This window comes from Bifidobacterium pongonis (assembly GCF_019331805.1).
GTDB classification, from domain to species: Bacteria; Actinomycetota; Actinomycetes; order Actinomycetales; family Bifidobacteriaceae; genus Bifidobacterium; species Bifidobacterium pongonis.
The window spans coordinates 1-22,533 of record NZ_JAHBBE010000003.1; the positions used below are offsets into that span (position 1 = coordinate 1).

Genomic DNA, 22,533 nt, shown 5'->3' on the forward strand with positions numbered 1-22,533 from the left:
GCGAACGAATGGTCGAACCGCCGCTACCTGGACATGTCCCGGCTCGATGACAACCTCGTGGAAGCGAACTGATCATCGCGCCATGGACGGCCATGATCCAAAGTGCGCAACTTTTCGGGCACTACCTCTTTCTCGTTTGAAGAGAGTAATTTTTGCGTTTGTTTTGTCATGCGCGCAACGTGAATCGTCACGAAAATGTTGACAACACTGATTACTGATGGTACCGCTATTCCCCATATGTCCATTGCATTATTCCCTTGGGATGTGTCTGGCTACGTTAAACGCCACTTGATTGGTAGTCATTGATAATTGAAGGTCTGCTAGCTAATTCTTCTCGTCATTGCAATGCCTTCACTTCGTCGAGCAGGGTTTGATAGGTGGTGGCTTGTTCGTAGTGGGCTCCGTCAGCGAGATTCAGCTCGTTGAACAGTCGTTTTGCACAGGCGATTTTGCTGTCTTCGATTCCACGCAGCTCGAAACTATCCAACGTGCCCTTGGTCTCCGCCACAAAGAACAGGTGCTTGAGACCGCTGTCGTCGCGGAAGGCCACGGCCCAGTCGGGGGCGTAGTTGCCTACCGGGGTCGGGATCTGGAAACCGCGGGGAAGTTTCGCGTACACCGCGACTTCCGCCGCGTTATCGAGGTCCTTGGCGAAATCGCTTTCGATCCTGCCATCGGGGAACACCCAGTCCTGCACGCATTTGGACGCCTGATAGCCTTCGGCCTCATCACGATTGTTGCCGCCCTTGGTGAAGATGCTCGAATCGTATCTGCCTTCGATCCGGTCGTAGCAGATATGGTCAACGACTATGTTCGCTTTCTCCTGGACGATCAGACGGCCGACCCTCGCGATGAACTGCTCTGGATTGTCCCTGAACATGAGGAACCGGTCCGGCCGAATGCTCTTGAGGATGCGTGCCGCACAACGACGCGTGATGGTCGCGGCCTGTGCGATCTCGCCAAGCAGATCATATTTCACGCCATTGGACGCGTCGACGTCCAGGTCGCCGGTATGGGAGTCGTTCCTGTGGAAGTGGGTGCGGTCCGCGAGCTCGTCGCGTGAGGCGTTCTCCTTCTGGATGCCACGTGTGACCGTGTAAGACAGTTTCGATACGGTCAGGTGCCCGTCGATTGCCTTGACGGCATTCTTGACGAGCTCGTCGTCGTTGAAGCTGACGGTGTACGCGTACTTGTGGTTGATGCGCTTCCAGAGTTCCTGGAACTCCTTCCTCTGCCAGTTGGCGTTGAGGGGGTTGCCCTGGGACTTGCGTTTCAATGCGTTGCCGATCAGCACCTTGGTGGTGCCTTCCACCACGCTGTCCAGCACGAGACGGATTGCCGGGACCTTCTTTCGCAAGGGTTCTGGCAGAAGTTCCGCCGCTTCCTCGCCGAAACGCTCTTCCTTGTACTTGTCGGTCAGCTTGCCGTCGCGGTCGATGAGCCGGTCCACGGTCAGCGCGTACACGATGTCACGCGCCTCGTCCTTGCTGAACGACACGTCTCCCAAGCCCGCATACTCCGGACCGAGCTTGTCGGCCGGAACGCGTGTCTTGGCGAGAAATGCATCGTTGATGACGATTGGCCGCTCTCGCAGGTCGGTCTCGATGTCCTTCTGCAGGCTTTCGGCGAACCTTTCGTAGCTTTCCGACGCGATCACGGTCAGCAGGTTCACGTCCAGGAAGTCCGCGTCGTCGAGCACGTTGCGGTCCTGGCGCACGCCTTCGCGGTTCACGCACAGGCGCAGGCCGCGTCCGACCTCCTGGCGTTTGCCGACCTCGTTGTTCGAATGCTTCAACGTGCAGATCTGGAACACGTTCGGGTTGTCCCATCCCTCGCGCAGCGCGGAATGGCTGAAGATGAACCTCGTGGGCTCGTCGAAGCTCAACAGTCGTTCCTTGTTTTTCAGAATCAGGTCGTATGCGCTGATGTCGTCGCTGTCTTCCGACCCGCGTTTGACTTTCGAGTCGATGGAATGACCGTGCTTGTCGATGCTGAAATATCCCTTGTGCACGTAACGGCCGTGTGTGGTGCGTAGCCAGTCGAGATAGCCGGACCCGTCGTCGAGACGGTTCTCGACGAAATCATGCACGCAACGGTCGTACTCCTGCTCGAACATGTCCGCGTACTCGCCGTTCAACGGCTCGCCGTCATCGTCGTACTGTCGGTATTTCGCGACCTCGTCGATGAAGAACAGGCTCAGGCATTTGATGCCTTGCGCCCACAGGTGCTCCTCCTTGTGCAGGTGGGAGAGGATGGTCTCGCGGATCTGCACGCGGCGCATGTCTGCCTCGGATCCGTCGTTCATGATACGGCCCTTGCCGAGCGTCTCGCCGTTCATGAACCGCACGTAGCCGGTCCGGCCCGGCTCCAGGCCGTCGGGCACGATGCCGTCCGGAGCGATGCGCCAGCCGTCGCGGTACGCTTCTAGCCCGCCGGACGCGGTGTAGACGTCGTCGCCCTCGTCGAACAGTCCGGACGTGGTCACGACCTTACCGGCCGAGGACAGCTTCTTGTATTCGATACGGGCCTGCGGCGCCCTGTTTTTGCTGACGATGACGTCCTGCAGATACAGGTAGCCGTCGGTGCCGCGCATGTTGTTCAGCTCGAAGCCCTTGACCTCGATGCGCTTGACCAGACGCTGGTTGTACGCGTCCAGCGCGTCCAGCGCATACACGAGGTCGTGCTTTATCTTGTGCGTGGCGGAATAGTTCAGCGTGAACAATGGTTTGAACAGGCGTATGCCCGCCTGCGTGGCCTTGCCGCCCATCTTCTGTGGCTCGTCCAGGATCATGATCGGATGGCTCGCACTGATCACGTCGATCGGGCGGCGCGAGCCGAAATCGTCACGTTCCGAGAAGATGATTCTCGCGTCCTTGCTGCGCCCGTTCTCCTTCATGGACGTGTTGAACGCCTGCATGTTGATGACCATCACCTGGATGTCCGAGGACTGGGCGAACTCGTCCAGCCGGTTCAGATTCGACGAGTCGTAGATGAAGGAGTGCAGTTTCTTCCCATAGCCCTCGTTGCCGTCGCGGCCGGACGTGTAGAAATAGTCGCCTGTCATGTCCAACGATTTGGCGACGCCCTCGCGGATGGCGATGGACGGGACCACGATGATGAACTTCGACCAGCCGTAACGGCGGTTCAATTCGAACATGGTCTTCGTGTACACGAACGTCTTGCCCGTGCCGGTCTCCATCTCCACGTCCAGTTCGACGGCACCGGCCGGATCCGTGTACAGCTTCGGGGATTCCGTCAGGTTCTGCCGGCGTTGCACGTTTTTGATGTTGGCGAGCAGCCTTTCGCCGTCCAGCAGCAGATCCGCGTTGCGGTAGCCCGTGTCGTCATCCGCATCGAAATGGCCGAGCATCTCCTGCACCGGCCTCAACTCGGGGATATCGAAAGCGTCCTGAGCGGGATTGAGCACTTGGGATGCGGGCTTACGGATACCGGTGTCGCGGATATAGGAGACGCCATCCTGCAGCGGCTGGCCGTCGAACACGTCGCATACCGCGTCCGCAGCATCGGTCTGGTACTGGTATTGCGAGAATTTGAATTGCATTCGGTGACCTCAGATGATGCGGATCTGCGTGGCGCCGGTCTTCTCGTCGGCGGACTGCTTGAAGATCTCGGTGAAGTTCGTACGCGCAGCACTGTTCAGGAAACCGTTCTCGGAGACCAGCACATAGGACGGACGCGGCCTGAATGCCGCCATCGCGCGGACCAGCGATTCGGGGATGCTGTCCTCGAAGCATGCGAGCAGCTGGCCGTCGTTTACGCTGTACACGGTGTGGCCGTCGAACTCGCCTCCCGACAGGACGTCGATCTTCGAGCTGTACGGCAACTGGAACTTCGGCAGCGCCTCGAACAGCAGATCCAGATCGGAACGGTCCATTTTCGTGATGTCCACGTCGTCGTCGATGTCCTTCTGGGAATACTCGTCGACGAGCTTGCGCCTGTCCTCGTAATTCGAATCATCCACACGAAGCACGCGAAAACCGATATCCGGCACCTTCCTGGAAGTGTTGTCAAGCGCCAGTTGCGCGTTCTCAGCTTCGATATTGGACTTGATCTTCTCGCCGGCACGGCGGATGCGCTCCTCGCCAATCTCGCAGATAGTCAGATTTTCGCTTTTATTAGCCGCTTCTGGTATCTGAACAAGAATAAAACGTCGACTGAATCCATCCTCAGAATTACACAACATGGTTGAATGTGCTGTTGTGCCAGAACCACTGAAAAAATCTAAAATAATATCATCATTATTGGAGATCCAAGAAATGATTCTTGATATTATTGCAGTGCTTTTCTCAGTATCGAAATCATTTGTTTCATTTCCGGAAAGAGTGAGATCCATCCAGTTGTCGCTTAGAAGTTTTCCGTTGCTTGGTGGAACATAATACTGAACTGTCCCATCCTCATTTTTGCGAACAAAATTGATTTTTTCACTGGTGGATGCTAAATGATTGAGATAATATTCGTCTAAACTTATGCTGTTTATTTTTGAGTATTGTAAATATCTTTCGTAATTATTCTTGGCTTCCATTCCACGATCTTTAGACCAGCGCCATTGACCGGTTTCTGGTTTTACCCCAAAGATCTCATATCGCATCGTCGGACGGTCTGTTCCTCGCCAGAATGTGTCCCACTTTCCAGGTTTTCCATCATGTTGGAGCATAAGTTTAGGAATTCTGGTAATTACATTTTTTGAATACATTAGAATGTATTCATGGCCTTGGGACAAGGCGCTAACATCTTCAAATTGTGCTTGAACATTTTTAATGCCACGACGAACAGCTATGATATTGCGACGATTCACTTCTCCGAACACTTCATTGCAGATGGTAATCATGTTCGTGATTTCATTAGAATCAATGCTGATGAAGATGAAGCCATCAGTTGCCAGCAAATCTTTTGCAAGCAGCAATCTCGGATAAATCATGGAACACCAGTCGGAGTGGAAGCGACCGTTGCTCTCCGGATTGGCGACGAGTTGGCCACCTTCGTCGTTGTAATCGCCGCTTTCAGATTTGTCAGCGGCGATGGTTTTGCCGAAGTTGTCTTTGTAGATGAAATCGTGGCCCGTGTTGTACGGCGGGTCGATGTAGATGAGCTTGACTTTGCCGGCGTAGTTCTCGCGCAGGAGCTTCAACGCGTCGAGGTTGTCTCCCTCGATGTACAGGTTCCTGGTGGTGTCCCAGTCCTTGCTGCGTTCCTTGACGGGTCGCAGGGTCTTGGCGATGGGTTCGCGGGCGAGGCGTTTCGCCTCGCGTTTGCCGGGCCAAGTGAACTGGTAGCGTTCCCGGTTGCCTTCCGCCACATCACCAAGTCGCTCTTTCAGCGCGTCGAAGTCCACCGCACGTTCGGTTCTGCCGGTCTTCGGGTCAGTGATCTCGGTGGCCACGTCTGGGAACAGGACGAGCAGCCTATCCACGTTCTCCTTGGTCAAATCCGGTGTGATGCCGTGGATTTTCTCGATGTCACTCACAGTGTTTCTCCTTGTTGTTCCTGTTCGAGCTCGTGCCGCTTGGCCTGCAGATCGTCCCATAGCCTGTTCCGCTGGCCTATCTGGACGGCCTTGGCGTGGCGTCGTTCCAGCTGGTCTATTTCTTTGATAAGTCTCATTATGCGCGTGCGGGACACGATGCGTCGGTCGACGCGCGTCGGATCCGACGCGCTGAGGATGGTCTCCGCACACAACGACTCCCATACGGTGTCCAGATTGGTTCCGCTCAGACGAATGAGTGCGGATTCGCATTCCACCGGTTCTCCCATATGAACCGAGCCCTCCATGAGCCTTTCGGCCACGTTCGCGTTGCGAAACACCGCGAATCTTGTCATGCTGCCATTCACGCAGATGAACAGGATACGCGACCTGTGATGGGTCAGTTCATCACGGGTGCGGGCGATGTGCTCCATGACCTCCAGCGGCGGATGTTCTGTGGATTGCTCTAGGCCAATCACGTTGATTTCGTTGGTGAACGGTCCTGCCGGTATGCCGGTCTCCTGCTCGCGGATTACGGCGAGCATGGTGATTGAGTCGATGTCCTCGATGAAATGCTGCCGTAAGCGTTTGCCTACTTTGGTGTTCGTATAGAAGCGTTCTTTGGCGAGCCGTCCCCTCGGATGCATGACCGCGGTGGTGCTGGGCAGTCCCAACGTGAGTGCGGTCACAGGTCCGCATGATTCGATGCCGCTCATGACTTACCTTCCGCTGCAGGACGGATGACGAGGAAACAAACTAGTTCGAAATCGTCGAGCCCCTTCATATTCTCGTCAAGGAAATTCCCCATGGATCCGGTGAAGAAACTGTCGGCCGCAGTCGCATCATCCTGGTCCAGGATGCTTCTGACCGCATCGCGTAGCAAGTCGGAAGCGTGGCGCATGTCTCTGCCGTCATGGGTGAACCGATTGTATGCGCGGCATAGGCGCGGATCATATGTATCCTTGCCTTTGCACAGCTTGCGCATCACGTCGAGACAGTCCTTGGCATTCAGATGCCCGTGCAGGATCCTTCCGTCGTTGCCGACATGCACGAGATAATAGGGGTGGATCGGGTTGCGGCCCACGGCCTTCACGTCCTTGCTCGTGTTGCGCAGCACGAACAGGATGCCAGGCTCGTTGCCCTCGACCACAGCGTTGATGCCCGTAGGTGTGCGCTCGATGTCGGGGTTGTCGCGATGATAGCCGACCAGATCCATGCGGAACTCATTGAGACCGAGGTCGGTGATGCTGACGCCGCCGTCCACATCTTCAAGATCAAGTATCTCGTCCTGCATCTGCCTGAGCTGACGTTCCCTGTACTCCAAATCTCCCTTCTCGTCGGGATTGATGTAGTCATCGTCGCCGGTGGAAGCCATCACAGCGACCTTCATGCGTGCCTCGACTCTGTCTTTGAGCTTGAGATATTTGTCGAGATCCACGTCGGGCCAGTAGTTGACCAGTTGGATACGTTTGTTCGTCGAGCCGATACGATCGATGCGGCCAAAACGCTGGATGATACGCACAGGATTCCAATGGATGTCGTAGTTGACCATCATGTCGCAGTCCTGCAGATTCTGCCCTTCGGAGATACAGTCCGTGGCGATCAGAATGTCGATGTCTGTGTCTTTCAACCGGGGCACAGTTATATCGCGTTCCTTTGAAATAGGGGAGAAGCATGCCAGGATGTCGGACATGCGACCGCCTACCTTCTTAACCGTGCATCGTCCCGGATTCGTGCCGGTCACTTCCGCGGTATTCAATCCCAGCATGCCGGCGTATTTGCTGACGTGCTCGTACAGGTAGTCGGCGGTGTCTGCGAATGCGGTGAAGATAAGAATCTTGTGGTTGCCGGGGTTGATGGGCTGGTTCTGCTTGTCGCTGATGGTCCGGTACAGACGCTGCAGCTTCGCATCGTGCGCCGCGTCGATGCCGGAGATCATATCCAGCAGACGATGAATGACGTCCATGTCGCGGTGGATGCACTCGTGCCAGGAACGCCAATCCATGTCGGACAGCAGGAATCTGGTCTTGCCTTTGGTAGCGAACTCGTCCGGATCCATACTCTCCGTATCATCCTGGTCTAGGTCGAATCCGTCGTCGAAACGATCAATATCAATTTGCTCAAGCACGCCGGTGTCGTAATGCTTGGCATGGTATTCCTCATACGAGTCGATCGTGCCGACCGTATCCGACATGTAGCCGAACACACGATCCAACGTCATGCGGAACGAGTGGACGCTGCTCTCGAAACGTTTGAGCAGGTTCGTGGCCATGAGCTTACGCACACCCGTTTCTCGGCCCCGGATGGTCAGGCCTTCGATTTTGTCATCGTCGAAGTACTTGCTCATGCGCGATTCGAGCACGAACTCGGACGGGGTGTACAACGCGAGGGTGAGCCTTTCCAACTCGTCATAGATCTCGTCGTAAGACACGCAGTCGCTTTCCATGGACAGCGCCGGGCGGATGGTCTGAGGGCGGAGACGTTCAGGGAAGCCGCCGATCGCATCCATATCGTAATGGTTACGGATATGGCGGCGGCTGCGCGCGACGGTGACCTGATCGAGGATACGGAAGAAATCGAAGTCGAGCATGTCCATCAGACGTTTGGTGTTGCGTTCCTCCGGTTCGAGTTTCGACCAGACACCATAAGCCTTCTGCGCGTTGCGGAACACCATATCGATATTGGTGGAAAGCCCGAGCTTCCTGGACCATTCATCGCCTTTGTCGCCGTAGGCCAGTTCGAGCTGGTTCTGCAGATCGCGGAAACGATTGTTCACCGGGGTGGCGGAGAGCATAAGCACCTTTGTAGGCACGCCGGAATGGATGACCTTGTTGAGGAGCTTCTGGTATCGGTTTTCTTTGTCGTCGGCCTTGGCGGCGCTGTCTGCGCCATTGCGGAAGTTGTGCGACTCATCGATGACGACGAGATCATAGTTGCCCCAGTTGATCCGTTCAATTGGGATGTTCATAATCGTATCGCCCCGCGTGCGGCTCAGATCCGTATGGAACAGCACATCGTAACGCAGATGGTCGCCGGCGATTGGATTGTTCGTTGCGTTCGACCGGTACGTGACCCAGTTGTCCTTGAGCTTCTTCGGGCACAGAACAAGTACGTTGCGGTTGCGGGCCTCGAAGTACTTGACCACGGCCAGTGCGGTGAACGTCTTGCCCAAACCGACCGAATCGGCCAAGATGCAGCCGTTGTATGTTTCGAGCTTGTTGATGATTGCGAGGGCCGCGTCCTTCTGGAAGTCGTACAGCTTGTTCCAGATCAGGCTTTCATGGAAACCGGTGCCTTCCTTCGGTAGCACATCCTCGGAGATGTCATCAAGGAACTCGCTAAAGATACGGTACAGGGCCATGTAGTAGACGAGTTCGGGCGGGTTTTCTTGGTACATGCGCTCGATGCCGTCGATGACCTTGTCGGTCACGTCATGCAAGTCTCCGCTGTTCCATGCCTCATTGATTTTGTCCAGAAATCCCTCCGCCATGAAGTCTTCCATCTTGGCGACGCCTTGGTATGAGGCGGCGTGTCGGCTCACGCCCAGCTGTGTAGTCGTGAACTCGTTGAACGGCATGTACGCGGTTTTCTCATCGTCATGTTCCACGATGAGGGATGGAGTGATGTCCGACCCCTCATCGAACGACATGAACCGTGCCTTCTTACGGCGGATCCAATCGGCGCATTCCGTGGCGATGGCCTTCTGCGTGAGCTCGTTGCGTAGGCGAATTTCCAACGGAGTGCCGTACAGGTTCTGTTCGCGTTCCAGGCGAGGGATGTAGAACTCGCGTTGCTCCTTCGGGGTGGCATCCTCGGTGAACGTCTTCGACGTGTAAATGAAACGGAATGAGCCTGCGCTCTCCAATTGCTCGCGCAACTCCCTATACGCGTACATCGAGAACGATGCCGCCGCGATGGATATCCTGTCGCCTTCGCGTATCGTACGGACAAGGTCATCCTTGACCAGCGAGGTCCTGTTATCAATAAAGCCCTGAGTCACAGCGCCTATTCTAGTGGAGGAGGGGCCAAGGGGCAGTAGCGACGCCTTAACATTTGTCAGGGTATTGCATCGTGTGAGTATATACGATTGTTCATGAGTGAGTAATCAGAGCGAAGAGGAAGACCAAAATGGACAAGAAATTAGATTTGACGGAACCGATTATTGCATGGCTATTAAAACCTGATAGCAATTGTGCAGAAGTAGCAGCCATGTTGCGTGATACAGGGAAACGCTTCGAACTCACTGTTCCATTCAGAGACAATTTTGACAAATACCAGCAATGGTTTTTATCGAGTGGAATGGTTGTTCTCCACGATAAGCCCCTTGAGCCAGTGGAATTGCCGAGCATAATTCGTACAGTATCGAATGGCAGGTTTTATACCCTTGTGGGATGTCGCGTGAGTGGTTCTGTATCTGCGGGAACTGGGACGGGAGTTGTCGTTCCGACATACGTAGTTTTCGGGAATAGTAAAACGAATTTCGAAAAAATACATGCGATGCGTTCTGGCATTCCAGGTTTGTCACCGTGGTCGGGAATTTCCTCACTTTCGCTTTCTTTTGGTGACGGTTCTTCAAAGAAAACTGAAGTGATTGCGGAACCGCGCAATGAGATCGTGGTCGATGCGTCAGTGGGATTGAAGCTGCGGCCTGGTTACTCTGTAAAGACTTCTTTGAGGAGAGATGAGGTTACTGCTCGACAAATGGTCTTCATCGAAACTAGGACAGATGAATTGCGGGATTGGACATGGCATTTGTTTTATCATCGCTCGTTGATGAACCTGCTTACTATTTCTGATTGGGTTCCAAGAACGTTTGCTGACTTGGAGGTTTTTCGGGACGAGGATTCCTACGAATTAGATGGGGAAAAGAGAGAGATGTGGCATCCTGTTTTGTCATATATGCCGCGAGTCGACCGTTCCCATTTTGAGAATCCTGAGTCTCAGTATCTCTTTTGCTTTTCCGACATCCGTGAAGAAGGAATTCGGAAATGGCTTGAACTAGTAGATAGATGTCAACAAGGAATGACTCTTCTTGCCTACGTGGCGAAGGAACAGGAACATCTTGCCCTTGAAACGTTGAATATGCTGACGGGGACCATGCTTGACTGCATTGGATGGTATGTCGTAAAGACAAAGAACCAGATAAAGCGTATGAAACGGAATTCCAAAACCGGTGAAATGCAATCTGCCGGTTTTTACCAAATGCTTGAGGCTGTACAAGAGGAATTAGGAGATGTCTTTCCATTTACTGATCCAGAAGATTGGAGAAGGAATATGAGAAAGGCATTCGTCGGAAATAAGCATGGCGATGCGGAAGGCGTAGATTTCCAAACAATGTATGACGTGACAATGCAATCATTGGTCATTGCGCGAATGTGGGTAGGTCTGCAATTAGGTGCTGACGGGAATACGTTGAAGGAACGTGTCTCTTCTGATGAAATTGGTAAGAGGGTTAGTCGGTTTATTGCATGGTAGTGCGCCGAGTCGGAAGCTGCTTTGTAGCATGCTTCTACGGACATCAAGTCAGGCTTCTTGCTTTGGAGAGAAGTGCATCTATATTGGACAGATACAACTAATTGAAGTATCCAAAGCTTTATAGTGTGATGATGGCAACTGTGGCCAATAAAAAGTCCAGTAAAACTCTTTTCGAGCAAGTAATCATTTAAGAGAGGGGAAAGCACCATGGACGCTGGCAAGAAAATCCTGCTGGACTTATTAACCGGTTCGCTTCGGTTCACAGTACCGGTGTATCAGCGCAGATACTCATGGGGCGAGACGCAGTGCCGGCAATTGTGGGCCGACATTGTAACGGCTGGCAGGCATCCTGAGAGAACTCATTTCACCGGGTCGGTCGTATGGATGCAGGAAGGCGGCATCGGCCCGGATGGTGTCAGCCGATGCCAGCTCATCGATGGCCAGCAGCGCCTCACCTCGGTGACCCTGCTGCTTATCGCACTGGCCGAATATGCTCGAGAGCGCCCTGAAAACCTGCGATTCTCCGCAGACATGCTCATCGACCGTGGCTATCTTGTCGACAAGTATGCAACCGGCGAAGGCCGCTACAAGCTGACGCTTTCCGGTGACGATAGAGAAGTGCTGCACAGTATGTGCGACCATGTGGTCGCCCCTGATCGGCCAAACCATGCCAATACGGATTCCCGGCTGGAAACGAACCTCGATCTGTTCCGTTCACTGGTCGCCGCAATCGATGATGCGAACGTGGTGTGGAACGGTTTGCAGCGTCTCGAAGTCGTGTCTGTCACCTTGGACCAAGATCGTGACGAACCGCAACTGGTATTCGAATCAATGAATTCCACCGGGCTTGATCTGGAGACTTCCGATCTGGTACGCAACTACATGCTCATGGGGTGCCCCATGGCCGAGCAGAACGCCCTATACGCCGACTACTGGCTGCCCATGGAACGTGTTCTCGGCAACCTCTCATTCGATGCGTTCCTGCACGACTGGATGGTCGTCATATTGAAAAAGCCCGTGCTCAAAGGTCGCGCCATGTATGCGGAATTCAAACGTTTTGCGGCCGACAGTCCCTTGTCACGCATGGAACGCGTGCGAAATCTTCTTGAGAACATGCTGGAATACGCCAAGTACTATGCCGCTATCAAAGGCGTTGTCGCCGCTGGCAGTGGCGACATGAACGTGGACCAACGTCTCGATCTGATTCAAAAACTGGATAGCACGGTTACAGACCCGTTGGTTATGTACATGTTCGCGATATGGAGGCATCATCGCATAAGCAATGACGGATTGCTACGCATGCTCGCGGATCTTGAATCGTATCTGTTTCGCAGAATGGTCTGCTCGGTGTCCAGCAGCGGACTGAACAAGCTTGTTCCGTCGCTGATCGTCAGACTTGATTCGGCTGAAGATGATTTGGCCGAAACCTTCGCCGCACTACTCATCACCGAGACCGCCAAAGCCACACGCATGCCTACGGACAGTGAATTCAGACAGACGTTGCTCGGCGAGAACCTGTACCGGCCGGCCTGGCGATGCAAGTATCTGCTTGCCGGCTTGGAGAACCACAACCACCCCAAGGATCCGCGGTCCTTCAGCAAATACACCATCGAACACATCATGCCGCAGAACGCCATGGCGCACGCCGAATGGTGCAATATGCTCGCAGACCCCGACCGATTCCCGCTATTGGTGAACAGTTTGGGCAATCTGACATTGACCGCATACAATTCGGAGCTTTCCGACGGAACATTCGAACAGAAGAAAAACCGCGCAATCGGCGGATACGATAGCGAATACCTATCCATTTCCGCAGAACTGCACGATGCTTCGCAATGGAATGAACAGGCAATCGCGCAGCGAGGCACCCGACTTGCCGATCTCGCATTGCAGGTGTGGGCATGCCCCATAGCGGGGAATGAGGTTATGCAGACTCTGCGCAATCGGAACGTGAACCAGGGGGGAACGCGAACAGAATGCCGTTGATTTCGCTGATCTATGCAAGCGGGGCATTCTTGCAGCTGGAGCCGCACTGGAAAGCCGGTATGCTGGCATAACCGCCACGGCAACCGTAACCGAAGACCACCGCATCCGCCTGTCCAATGGCGAGATATTCGACAGCCCATCCGGCGCATTCCGCCGCGCCAGAATGCTCAAAACCGGCGAGGATAAGCAGATCAACGGTTGGATAGTGTGGAAAGTTGCGGACGGCAGAACCTTAGACGAACTGCGGCAAGTCAGCGGCAATATCTCGCTGCGGCGCAGCTTCTGGAACGGCATGTACGAATATGCCGCAACGCGACTCGACTTTGTCGACGTGTATGGCGATCCGTCCGGCCGCAAGACGAACAGCGACACGTGGACGAGTTTCGGCGTGGGCTTGGGTTTCTGTCACCCGGATGGGGCGTTGAATATTCGAGGCGGCTATATTGCGGTCGATCTGTACTTCACCGACACGTTCCAGTACACGAAACTTTACGCTATGAGGGATTCCGTTGAACGGATACTGGCACATCTGGGCGAGGTGATGTGGGACGAACCGGATGCCGACAAGAAAAACCGACGCCTTTGGGTGCGGCATGACGTGGATTTTGCCAGTGACATGAAGGAAGCCTACCAATGGATGACGGACGGGCTACTCGCTATGCGCAATGTGTATGAGCTGCTCGGCTGATGTTTTGACTGTTTCGACTGCTGTGCGTTCAATGCTTCATACAATGAACGTAACCATCCGAAAAGAGGCTGCCATGAAATATGGGATGAGGAAACCAAGTTGGAAGAAAAGCCTGTCCGCGCGCATGAGGGGCCGCGCCACCCGCGCGGTCAAGAAAGCGTTGATTCCCGGCTACGGCAAGAAGGGCATGGGTTGGCTGCACCCCAAGCGCAAACTGTACAACACCATCTACAAGAAGACCACGTTCAGCCTGTTCGACCTGTTGGCGGATTCTAGTGGTGGTTGCAACACCTTCGCTGTCAATCGCTCTCCAGTCTATCCGCTGATTCCGACCGGACCGAGTCGTTGATGAGTTCCAGCATCGCCTCGCTCGGCTTGCGGTATCCGAGCGTCTTCCGGGGTCTGTCGTTGAGCTCCTCGGCGACCGCGTCGAGGTAGTCCTCGGGGAAGACGCCCAGGTCGGTGCCCTTCGGGAAGTACTGCCGCAGCAGCCCGTTGGCGTTCTCGTTGGTCCCGCGCCGCCACGGGCTGTGCGGGTCGCAGAAGTACACCCGCATGTCGAGCGCGGCCGAGACCCTGGCATGGAGCGCGAGCTCGGCGCCCCGGTCCCATGCGGGGCTGTTCCTGAGGATTCCCGGGAGGCCGGCCATCCTGCGGATGATGGCGTCCTGCACGCGCACCGCGTCGTGGCTGTCCGGCAGGTGCAGGAGGATGGTGAACCTGGTGGTGCGCTCCACGAGGGTGCTGATTGTTTATGTTCAATGTTTCTTAAGCAGTTTGGGCGGTATTTTTCCGCAGTTGGGGCTGCTGGTTTTCCGCAGTGTTGGCAGTGTGTGTGGACCGGTGGCTTGAATGAGGAAGGCATCGGACCGTCGGACCTGTATATTCCCGAGTTGTAACACCATTTTCGGTCGGTTGCCGCCGGCCTGGCCCGGGAGGAAAGGAACATGGCGATTCCAATGCCTATACAGCAGGATATTAGACGATACGACCGGCAGGGCATGCCGCACGCGCAGATCGCGCGCGAGTTGGGCGTGGACCGTGGCACGGTCGCCAAGTACGCCAGGCAGGAGGATTGCTCGCCCCAACCCAAGCGCGACAGGAGGTTCGGGCGCAAGACGGACGCGTACGCGGCGTTGATCGACCGGATGCTCGAGGCGGACCGGATGATGCCGCGCAAGCAGCGGCACACGGCCAGGCGGATCTTCGACCGGCTGGTGGCCGAGCATGGGTTCGACGGCTCGTACAGCGTGGTGCGCCGCTACGTGAAGGAATGGCGCGAGACGAACAGGGAAAGCTCGGACGGGTATCTGCGTCTTGAGTGGGATCCGGGCGTGATGCAGGTCGATTTCGGCGTCGCCTTGGCAGACGTGGCCGGTGTGGAGCGCACGGTGCATTTCCTGGTGGCCACGTTGCCATACTCGAACATGCGCTACGCGGTGGCGATGCCCGGGGAGAACGCCGAATGCCTGTGTTCGGGCCTGTCGATGGTGTTCGAACGCATGGGAGGCGTGCCGTCGGTGCTGGTGATGGACAACGCCACCGGCGCCGGACGACGCGACCGCGACGGCGAGGTCACGCTCACGCACGTGTTCGCCTCGTTCGCCTCGCACCATCGCCTGGAGGTGCGTTTCTGCAACCCGTACTCGGGCAACGAGAAAGGAAACGTGGAGAACGCGGTCGGTTTTCTGAGGCGCAACCTGATGGTGCCCAAGCCCGCGGCCGAGTCGTTCGAGCAGCTTACGCGCCTGCTGCTGGAACGATGCGAGGCGATGTCGCTGACGTCATCCAGCCCCAAGGACCCCGCCTCGAGCGTGGCCGACCGGTTCGAGACCGACCGGGACGCGCTCATGCCCCTGCCCTCGCACGCGTTCGACGCGGTGTCCTGGCACAACCGCAAGGCCGACAAATACGGCCGGGTCGAGTTCGGTTCGAACCACTACCAGGCCGGCGGCCGCTGGCAGCGGCGCAGCGTGCTGGTGGCGGCCCGCTGGGACAGCGTCACGCTGCACGACCCGGACGACGACACCGTGATCGCCGTCCATCCGCGCGCCTACGGCAGGGCCGAATCGGTCAGGGACCCGGCCTTGGTCGTCCACCAGCTCGCAGCCAAGCCGCGCGCCTGGGGCGAAAGCGAGATACGCGCCGACTTCCCCGACATCGTGCGCCGCTGGCTCGACGAACGCGACCCCGACGACCTGGCCGCAAGCCTCAAGGCCGTCAGCGCCGCCTGCCGCGACTGCTCGTTCGACGCGGTCGCCAAGGCCGCGGCCGCCCTCATCGAGACACGCAAGCCCGAGCGCCTGCACGCCCACCAGCTCACACCCCACGCCCGCCGGCTCGACCAGGGACAGGACGCGCACTACGCGCACGAACCCGACCTGAGCGTCTACGACCGGTTCCTTGACGACCACGAATGACAAGGACGACGATGAACGCCACCAACACCGCGAAACGACGAAGGGCCACCACTCTGGCCCGGCAGGAACGCATCCTGGACATGGCCACCAGCCTGCCATTGACCAAAAGCGTGCTACGCGAAGTCATGGCCGATGCCACCACCGCCAACCTCGACCTGATCGAACGATGGTTCGGCCTTGAGATCGAGCAACGCGCCCGCTCCCGCAAAGCCCGCCTGATCCGCCAGGCCGGATTCCCCACCGCCAAGAGCCTGGACGGCTACGATTGGAGCCGTCTCAAAATGCCCGCCGACTGGGGGGCGTGGCCAGCTCGAGAGCCTCGAGTTCATCGAGCATGCCGAGGACCTCGTCCTCTACGGCGACGTCGGATGCGGCAAGACCCACCTCGCCGTCGCCATCGGACGCCTCGCATGCCTGAACAACATCCCGGTGCGCTTCTTCACCGCCAGCGACCTGCTCATGCGCCTTCGCCGCGCCAAAAGCGAGCACCGGCTCGACCACGAACTCGCCGCCATCGGCAAGGCGCGGCTGGTCATCATCGATGAATTCGGCTACATGCCCATCGACGAGGAAGGCAGCCGCCTGCTCTTCCAGGTCATCTCCGACAGCTACGAGACAAGGAGCATCATCTACACCACCAACATCGAGTTCAGCGGCTGGGGCAGGATACTAGGCGACGCCAACATGGCCGCCGCCCTCATCGACCGCACCGTCCACCACGGCAGGCTCATCCGATTCCAGGGAGAATCCTACCGCAGCCAACACGCACTCATGACCAAATAACTCATCCCACGGCCCGATGCCGACCACACCACCGAACAACACCGCCACAAGTGCGGAAAAATAGTGACCACAATGCGGAACCCAAGTTGCCCAAACACAGCTCAAGCGGTGCGCCAGCCAGTACGACGATTACGCCAGCAACGCGGATCAGCGCCGTTCCATCACCCTGGGGTACATCACGGAATTCGGGCGGCTGCGCGGGTGAGCGCACCGGGCTGGGCGTGCGCGGGCCGGCCGCGGGCTTATTTGGGGTGCCCGCGGTGGTCGCGCGGCCTGGCGATATCAAAAACTTGGCGAGAGTCGGAGCTGTGGGAAGGGTAGAGCCGACTTTCGTCATCAACTCGCTTATTTGTGGCAGATTTCGAAGGTTGAAACATACCAGGTGGCTTATCTATGGCACTCAAACCGCGATAAGGGAAGTATGAGGGGCGGAATTCCAACGCCGATACTTCGCATAACGGCGATGAGATGCCACATATAAGCCACCTGGCAAAATTCACCGGCCCGAATCTGCCATGAATAAGCGAACTACCACATAACAAGGCGCTCATCGACCGTCGACCATTCGGCGATTGATGAGCAATGAGCTTCAAACAGCTGGGATACCCGGCAGCCATCGAGCGGCGACACGCCGAAGGAAGATTTTTCCGCCGCCAACGCGGTTTGTCCGGTTAGACCCAGTGTCCAGTTAAGAGAGACAACAGATGATCCGAACGTGCGGATCGGGAAAGGAATGATCATGAAGAAGGCAATTGCGGCGATCGCGGCGGTGTTCGCGGTGCTGAGCCTGACCGGCTGCGGCGGTACCTCGTCGGCCCTCAGCATCGGCACCATCGAAGAGGGCGCACAGAATTTGGCGAAGGCGATGGAAAGCGGCGACCCCTCGAAGATGAAGGAACTGACCTCCGCAGACACCGTTGGTAAGGGGAAGCTCCTCGACGTGAAGCCCACGAAGGCTGCAAGCGATGTGAAGGTCGGCACCATTAAGGGCAGCACCGTGACCATGTCGTACAAGATCGGCAGCACGAAGTTCACCGACGATGTCAAGTTCATCCTGCACGTGGATGGCAAGGGCAACGCCGCCTATATACCGGAGGAGCCCCCGTATGTGTGGACCTCGTACGCCGGAATCACGCTGAACGGTACGAAGCTGAACAACAAGAACGGCAGCAAGGTCTACTTCATGCCAGGCGAATATCAGATGTCCTATGAGGATAATCTCGTCGAGTATTCCGGCGCGACCGATTTGGGAGTCAATGAGGAAATCGATTTCGGCTCACTGAACAGAATCGATAATAATGAACCTTCTCGCGATGGCAATTTCCACCTCTTCGAGAAGGGCAAGGCCAGCAAGAAGTATGTCGAAACGATGAAGCAGGCATTGGCGGACAGCGCAGCGTACTACACCTGCGAAGATCAGTTCGATACGTTCTATTCCACTGCGGACAGCTCGACTATCGATGAGTTGGTGAACGATTGCAAGACGGTGGCAGGCGGCAATGAACGTATTGACACGTCCAATGTGACCGTCACTCTCGGCAGGAATCTCGCCGATGTGACGTTCGGCGGCACCGCTAGGGTGACGGTTTGCCACGGTCTGCTGTCCTGCTCGTACAAGAACGAGGACATCGACGTCAACGAGTTCAGGCCGAGGTTGGAGTTCAGTGATCCGCGGGAAGCCGAGGGCACAAGTTCCACGGTGGACATCTATCTCGACAACAGCTACAGCGTACTTCTGGAGTAAATCGTCGTAGTGAGATCTGTTTATCGGTATTCGCAAGTTTGTATAGGGATTTATAGGGAACTTTTTAGGAAAGAAGGAATTGATCATGTTCTGCCCTCAGTGTGGTAATCAGATGGACAATAAGGCGCGGTTCTGTGGAAGCTGTGGTGCGCCGAACGCGAAGCTGGCGGGAGCGGCGAACGAGGCCGCGACCGGAACTTCGAGCGCACAGCCCGCGCCGGCTGCGAAGCCCACGTCGGTGGCGCCGGCCGAGTCGGCGGCATCCGCCGCATCTGCCGCAGCTGCATCAGTGGCAACCGCGACCAAGGCTGGTGCGAACAAGTTCGCTCATACGTGGAAGGCGATGGATAAGAAGCGCCGCACGCTGATCGCCGCAGTCGCCGCGGTCGTGGTGGTCGCGCTTCTGGCCGTGTGCGGCATCACCGCGGGATCCGCGAACAACGGCCCGGTCGGTATGTGGCAGACTTGGGCCTACGACAATGGCAAGCGGCAGAAGAAGGTGAGCAGCCAGATGGCCATCGACAAGGAAGGCAATATCACCATGATCGCCAACGAAAAGATGACGTTCGCGGGCAAGATCGAGAAGGCGCAGCAGCAGAGCACCTCCGGTACCGGGCAGAACGATTCCGTTGCCTACCGGATTACGAACATCTCGCAGGATGACGTAAGCGCATCCAGAAGCGGGAAGCTGGTCGAAGCGTCGCTGAGCGTACCGAAGAAAGGATTCGTCGGCATGTGGGTCATCAGTTATGCCTTCTCCGAAGGGGGTAGCGCTTACACAAGCATGGAAGTGCAGAAGAACGGTGGCCTGCAGATTTCCGTGAGCAACTACGATCCGGACGATGAGGACAACAACGATTCGACCCGCAAGTCCGGCAGTTGGCGCATGACCGGCAGCGACAAGGAAAGCGTCAGCTACGACATCACCGTGGACGGCGAGTCCTACGCCATCAAGATTCCGAAGGCATACAAGAGCTGACGGATCCGCCTGCCGGTGGCCCTGGTCGGGCTCCTGAACGTTCCCCGATCGGCGAACGTTCGGCAGTGGGCGCCCGGTCGGTGAGCGCCGGACGATAAACGGCGGACGGTCCGGAACCTGCATACCGTGGGTGTGCGATTCCGGGCCGTCCGCCGTTTTGCTGTTGCGTTTTGGTCCGTCGTTTTTGGCCTTGCGCTTCAGACTTTCCGCTTCAGACTTCCCGCATCACGGCAGTCTGCGCAGCAGATCGGCGATATCCCCATCGCCCCGCTGCGCAAACAGTTCGGTAAGCGTCGCGAACGACGAACAATCCCGATTGCCGAGCGTCTCGCGAAGAGCGTCGAACGCACGCCTGTCGTCCGAGGTCTCAGGGCAGCACGCCAGCGCGAGCGCGTCATGCAACGCATCACCGTTCAACGATCGAGCCGGTTCCAGTGCGAACGAACCATCATCCATGAACTTCAGGAACGCCTCATCGCCAACGCCAATCACACCGGCCTGGATGAACCGGCGAATCGTGCCAAGGTTCACATTCGTCCCGGTCCAATACACGCTTTGCGTGCCGAGCGGCGAAGCCAATTCGGCACTGTCGCCGAACCTCATGCCGAGAATATGGGCCACGGCGAGAGGAAGTATGCTGCCGCTGCCTCGCGCATGTTCGGCGTTCACCGTTGTGCGCAACGCCCAACCGCCGTCGATGCGGAACAGACGCGGCGTGCCATACGGGTCCGCATCCGGCACGTCGAACCGTTCCGCTCCGGCAAGCGTGACCACGCCGTTCGACGAAGCGAACGGTAGCGACGCGGCATACGTCATCACGCTCTTGCTTGAAATCGAAAACTGCGAGCACAGCTCATCCATCAGGTCATCCAATTTCACCGAACCACCATTGCGCTCGATGCGTTCGCGGATCTCCTGGCGAATCCCCGAATACTCTTCCAGATTCCAGTCGCGCAAACCCCAACTGCTCACGTCCACGCGCATGATGCGCTCGTCGTCGGCCAGCCTGTTGCGCATGGACCGCGCATTGCCGGCGCCGATACGCTCCGCGATCTCATCCGTGGTGAGCGGATGCCCCTCAATGGACAGCACCGCCACCGCCCGATCGTTCTGGGCGCGGCCGATGATGGCGTGATCCTTATACATGATGATGCCGGAATAGGAAAGCCAATCGGCGAAATTCCGGTTCTCCCGTTCACGCTGCTCGCTGCTCGCATGGCTTGCGCTGGGCGTGAGATCGACCACGCCATACTTATCCGCGGCCTGTGGCAGATCGGTTTTCACCAGTTTGACCGCATCGTCGATGGACGGCGAGGCCAGCCAGCCATCCGAAACGCTGAACTCGGGGGAGCAGACGGCGGCGATCAGCGGCAGTACGGGAAGCCCTTCGGGTTCGAGCGTGATATCCAGTTCGGGAACAAGCCTGACCGCAGTGCTGTAGCGCAGGATCGGCCCCTCGGCCTCGAACATGGCGCCGAGCCGTTCGGACATGTGGAATTCGCCGTCCAACAGCGACGAAAGCGTATCGCGCAGGGTCTTCTCGACCTGGCGCACGCGCTCGCGGGTGATGCCGAATTCCTTGCCGAGTTCGTCGAGCGTGCTCGGGTGGTCGCTCATGATGCGCTGGATGACGATCGCATGCTCGCGCTCATCGAGGGAGAACAGGAGCATGTCCAGGGATTCCTGCAGCGATGGCGGCGCGGATTCGATGGGTGTGAGTTCGTCCGGCTCGGGCTCGGTGGATTCGGTGGATTCGGATTTCGGCTGGGTTTCCGGTTCGACGCTTACCGCGATGGGGTCCAGCGCGGGGAGCGTGACGGGGAACGATGACAGCGGCATGGCGGGGGAGAGCGATGTCGGGAGCATTGAGGGCGGGAACAGCGCCGGTGCGGTCGGGGACTTGGGCAGATCCGTCGGCTTGACCGGGCGGAATTTCGGCGTGCTTGCGATGCGCGGAATCTGGAGCGTGACGGGGAACTCCTCGGCCGGGGGAGTCGTTTTGGACGTGGCTTCGAAGGGTGCGGGCATGGCAGGTCCGCTTGCGGCGCCCGGTTCCGCCGCGCTGTGCGGCGTGGTCGGGCCATGTGATGCAAACGATATCGTTCCGCTGCTTCCGGACGGTGTTCCGTACTCGGCAGATCCAGTGTGATCGTCTAAAACATTCGAACCGTTGCGGTTGGTTCCGGCGGTCGTGGCGGCATGGCTGAACGACGCGTGGTCAACGGACGTTGCGGACCCATTGGCATCCGGTATCATCGCTCCGATCGTCTCGCTCATATAGCCGAGCACATCACGGAACGTCAGCGCGTCAAGACGGTTCACGGCCGCGTCGATATCGTCCGAATCGGTTCCGGCGCCCTTGCCGAATCCTTCGATGGAATCCTTGACATGAAGCGGATGCTCGTCTCCCAAACCATGCTTGACCATCCACTGCGCAATCAGAATCAGATCCTCGCATGGTTCACCCGAACGGTCCCGACGCGAATGACGGGTGGTGGCGTGCCTCGGCGCACGCGGTTCGCCGGTGCCGTCGTGATCATGGCTACGACTGAACGGTGTGGTGTCGGAATAGTCACCGGCGTGGCGCATTGCGGATGTATTCACGGTTGCCCCTTATTTGTCCTCGTGAATCATACGCTACCGCCTATGGCGAACGTTTGCATTCCCGGTTCTGATAGTCGGACGAATACGGGGTGCTGCCGGGGCCGCCGATGGTCATTCATGCCCGTTCGCGCATACGCACGATCTCTCGGCGTGGCCGTGTGGCGATGATTCCGCCGTTTGTCTACGCTGGGCGGCTGTGAGCGTAATGAGTTGGCGGTGCCGTCCCCGTCTGGCTACAGCTGGGCGGCTGTGAGCGTAGCCAAACGGAGACGGCTCCCGCACACCACTACGCTGACGGCCTCCAAGCGTAGCCGAATGGTGATGCCATCGCCATATGTCTACGCCTGGAGGCCGTCAGCCGTGTGCGAAGGG

Annotated in this window: 12 protein-coding genes and 3 pseudogenes; 8 read left to right on the forward strand and 7 right to left on the reverse strand. The window is 57.3% G+C overall.

Annotated features, from left to right (window positions below):
- Positions 1–337: 337 nt before the first annotated feature.
- The 4 genes from KIH75_RS01615 to KIH75_RS01630 are packed head-to-tail and all read right to left on the reverse strand — an operon-like array spanning position 338 to position 9,482.
- The gene (locus tag KIH75_RS01615) at positions 338–3,562 is read right to left on the reverse strand and encodes a restriction endonuclease (RefSeq protein WP_219055075.1); all 3,225 of its coding nucleotides are present in this window, start codon (positions 3,560–3,562) and stop codon (positions 338–340) included.
- A 9-nt stretch (positions 3,563–3,571) separates the two neighbouring features.
- Positions 3,572–5,485, reverse strand: coding sequence for a site-specific DNA-methyltransferase (locus tag KIH75_RS01620; protein WP_338024260.1), 1,914 nt, complete (start codon positions 5,483–5,485; stop codon positions 3,572–3,574).
- Positions 5,482–6,198, reverse strand: coding sequence for a DUF4391 domain-containing protein (locus KIH75_RS01625; protein WP_219055077.1), 717 nt, complete (start codon positions 6,196–6,198; stop codon positions 5,482–5,484). Before KIH75_RS01625 ends, KIH75_RS01620 begins: the two co-directional genes overlap by 4 nt.
- Positions 6,195–9,482, reverse strand: a complete 3,288-nt coding sequence (locus tag KIH75_RS01630; RefSeq protein WP_338024261.1) for a helicase-related protein — start codon at positions 9,480–9,482, stop codon at positions 6,195–6,197. The genes KIH75_RS01625 and KIH75_RS01630 overlap by 4 nt, the downstream gene beginning before the upstream one ends.
- 128 nt (positions 9,483–9,610) lie before the next feature.
- On the opposite strand from KIH75_RS01630, the gene KIH75_RS01635 reads away from it, so the two are divergent.
- The 4 genes and pseudogenes from KIH75_RS01635 to KIH75_RS01645 form a co-directional block, all read left to right on the forward strand.
- Positions 9,611–10,957 (forward strand): ApeA N-terminal domain 1-containing protein, encoded by a 1,347-nt coding sequence (locus tag KIH75_RS01635; protein WP_219055078.1) that lies wholly within the window; start codon positions 9,611–9,613, stop codon positions 10,955–10,957.
- A 207-nt stretch (positions 10,958–11,164) separates the two neighbouring features.
- Positions 11,165–12,943, forward strand: a complete 1,779-nt coding sequence (locus tag KIH75_RS01640) for a DUF262 domain-containing protein (protein WP_236027947.1) — start codon at positions 11,165–11,167, stop codon at positions 12,941–12,943.
- Positions 12,944–12,968: 25 nt separating this feature from the next.
- Positions 12,969–13,631, forward strand: a complete 663-nt coding sequence (locus KIH75_RS10265) for a DUF4268 domain-containing protein (RefSeq protein WP_338024264.1) — start codon at positions 12,969–12,971, stop codon at positions 13,629–13,631.
- Positions 13,632–13,704: 73 nt separating this feature from the next.
- Positions 13,705–13,893: pseudogene (locus tag KIH75_RS01645) on the forward strand (hypothetical protein); the annotation flags it as partial.
- Positions 13,894–13,930: 37 nt separating this feature from the next.
- Here the strand turns inward: KIH75_RS01645 and KIH75_RS01650 are convergent.
- Positions 13,931–14,380 (reverse strand): annotated as a pseudogene (locus KIH75_RS01650) (IS30 family transposase); the annotation flags it as partial.
- A gap of 198 nt (positions 14,381–14,578) precedes the next feature.
- On the opposite strand from KIH75_RS01650, the gene istA reads away from it, so the two are divergent.
- A complete protein-coding gene (gene istA / locus KIH75_RS01655; RefSeq protein ID WP_219055079.1) occupies positions 14,579–16,051 on the forward strand; it encodes an IS21 family transposase in 1,473 nt (490 codons plus the stop codon).
- Positions 16,048–16,834: pseudogene (istB, locus tag KIH75_RS01660) on the forward strand (IS21-like element helper ATPase IstB). Before istA ends, istB begins: the two are co-directional and overlap by 4 nt.
- A 528-nt stretch (positions 16,835–17,362) precedes the next feature.
- Here the strand turns inward: istB and KIH75_RS01665 are convergent.
- The gene (locus KIH75_RS01665) at positions 17,363–17,575 is read right to left on the reverse strand and encodes a hypothetical protein (protein WP_219055080.1); all 213 of its coding nucleotides are present in this window, start codon (positions 17,573–17,575) and stop codon (positions 17,363–17,365) included.
- Here KIH75_RS01665 and KIH75_RS01670 point away from each other — a divergent pair.
- Positions 17,574–18,578, forward strand: a complete 1,005-nt coding sequence (locus tag KIH75_RS01670) for a hypothetical protein (protein WP_219055081.1) — start codon at positions 17,574–17,576, stop codon at positions 18,576–18,578. The two genes, KIH75_RS01665 and KIH75_RS01670, sit on opposite strands and share 2 nt — an antisense overlap.
- Before the next feature lie 85 nt (positions 18,579–18,663).
- Positions 18,664–19,557, forward strand: a complete 894-nt coding sequence (locus KIH75_RS01675) for a zinc ribbon domain-containing protein (protein ID WP_219055082.1) — start codon at positions 18,664–18,666, stop codon at positions 19,555–19,557.
- 225 nt (positions 19,558–19,782) lie between these two features.
- Here KIH75_RS01675 and KIH75_RS10270 read toward each other — a convergent pair whose 3' ends face one another.
- Complete coding sequence (locus KIH75_RS10270) at positions 19,783–22,161, reverse strand: sigma factor-like helix-turn-helix DNA-binding protein (RefSeq protein ID WP_219055083.1); 2,379 nt, start codon at positions 22,159–22,161, stop codon at positions 19,783–19,785.
- Positions 22,162–22,533 lie beyond the last annotated feature (372 nt).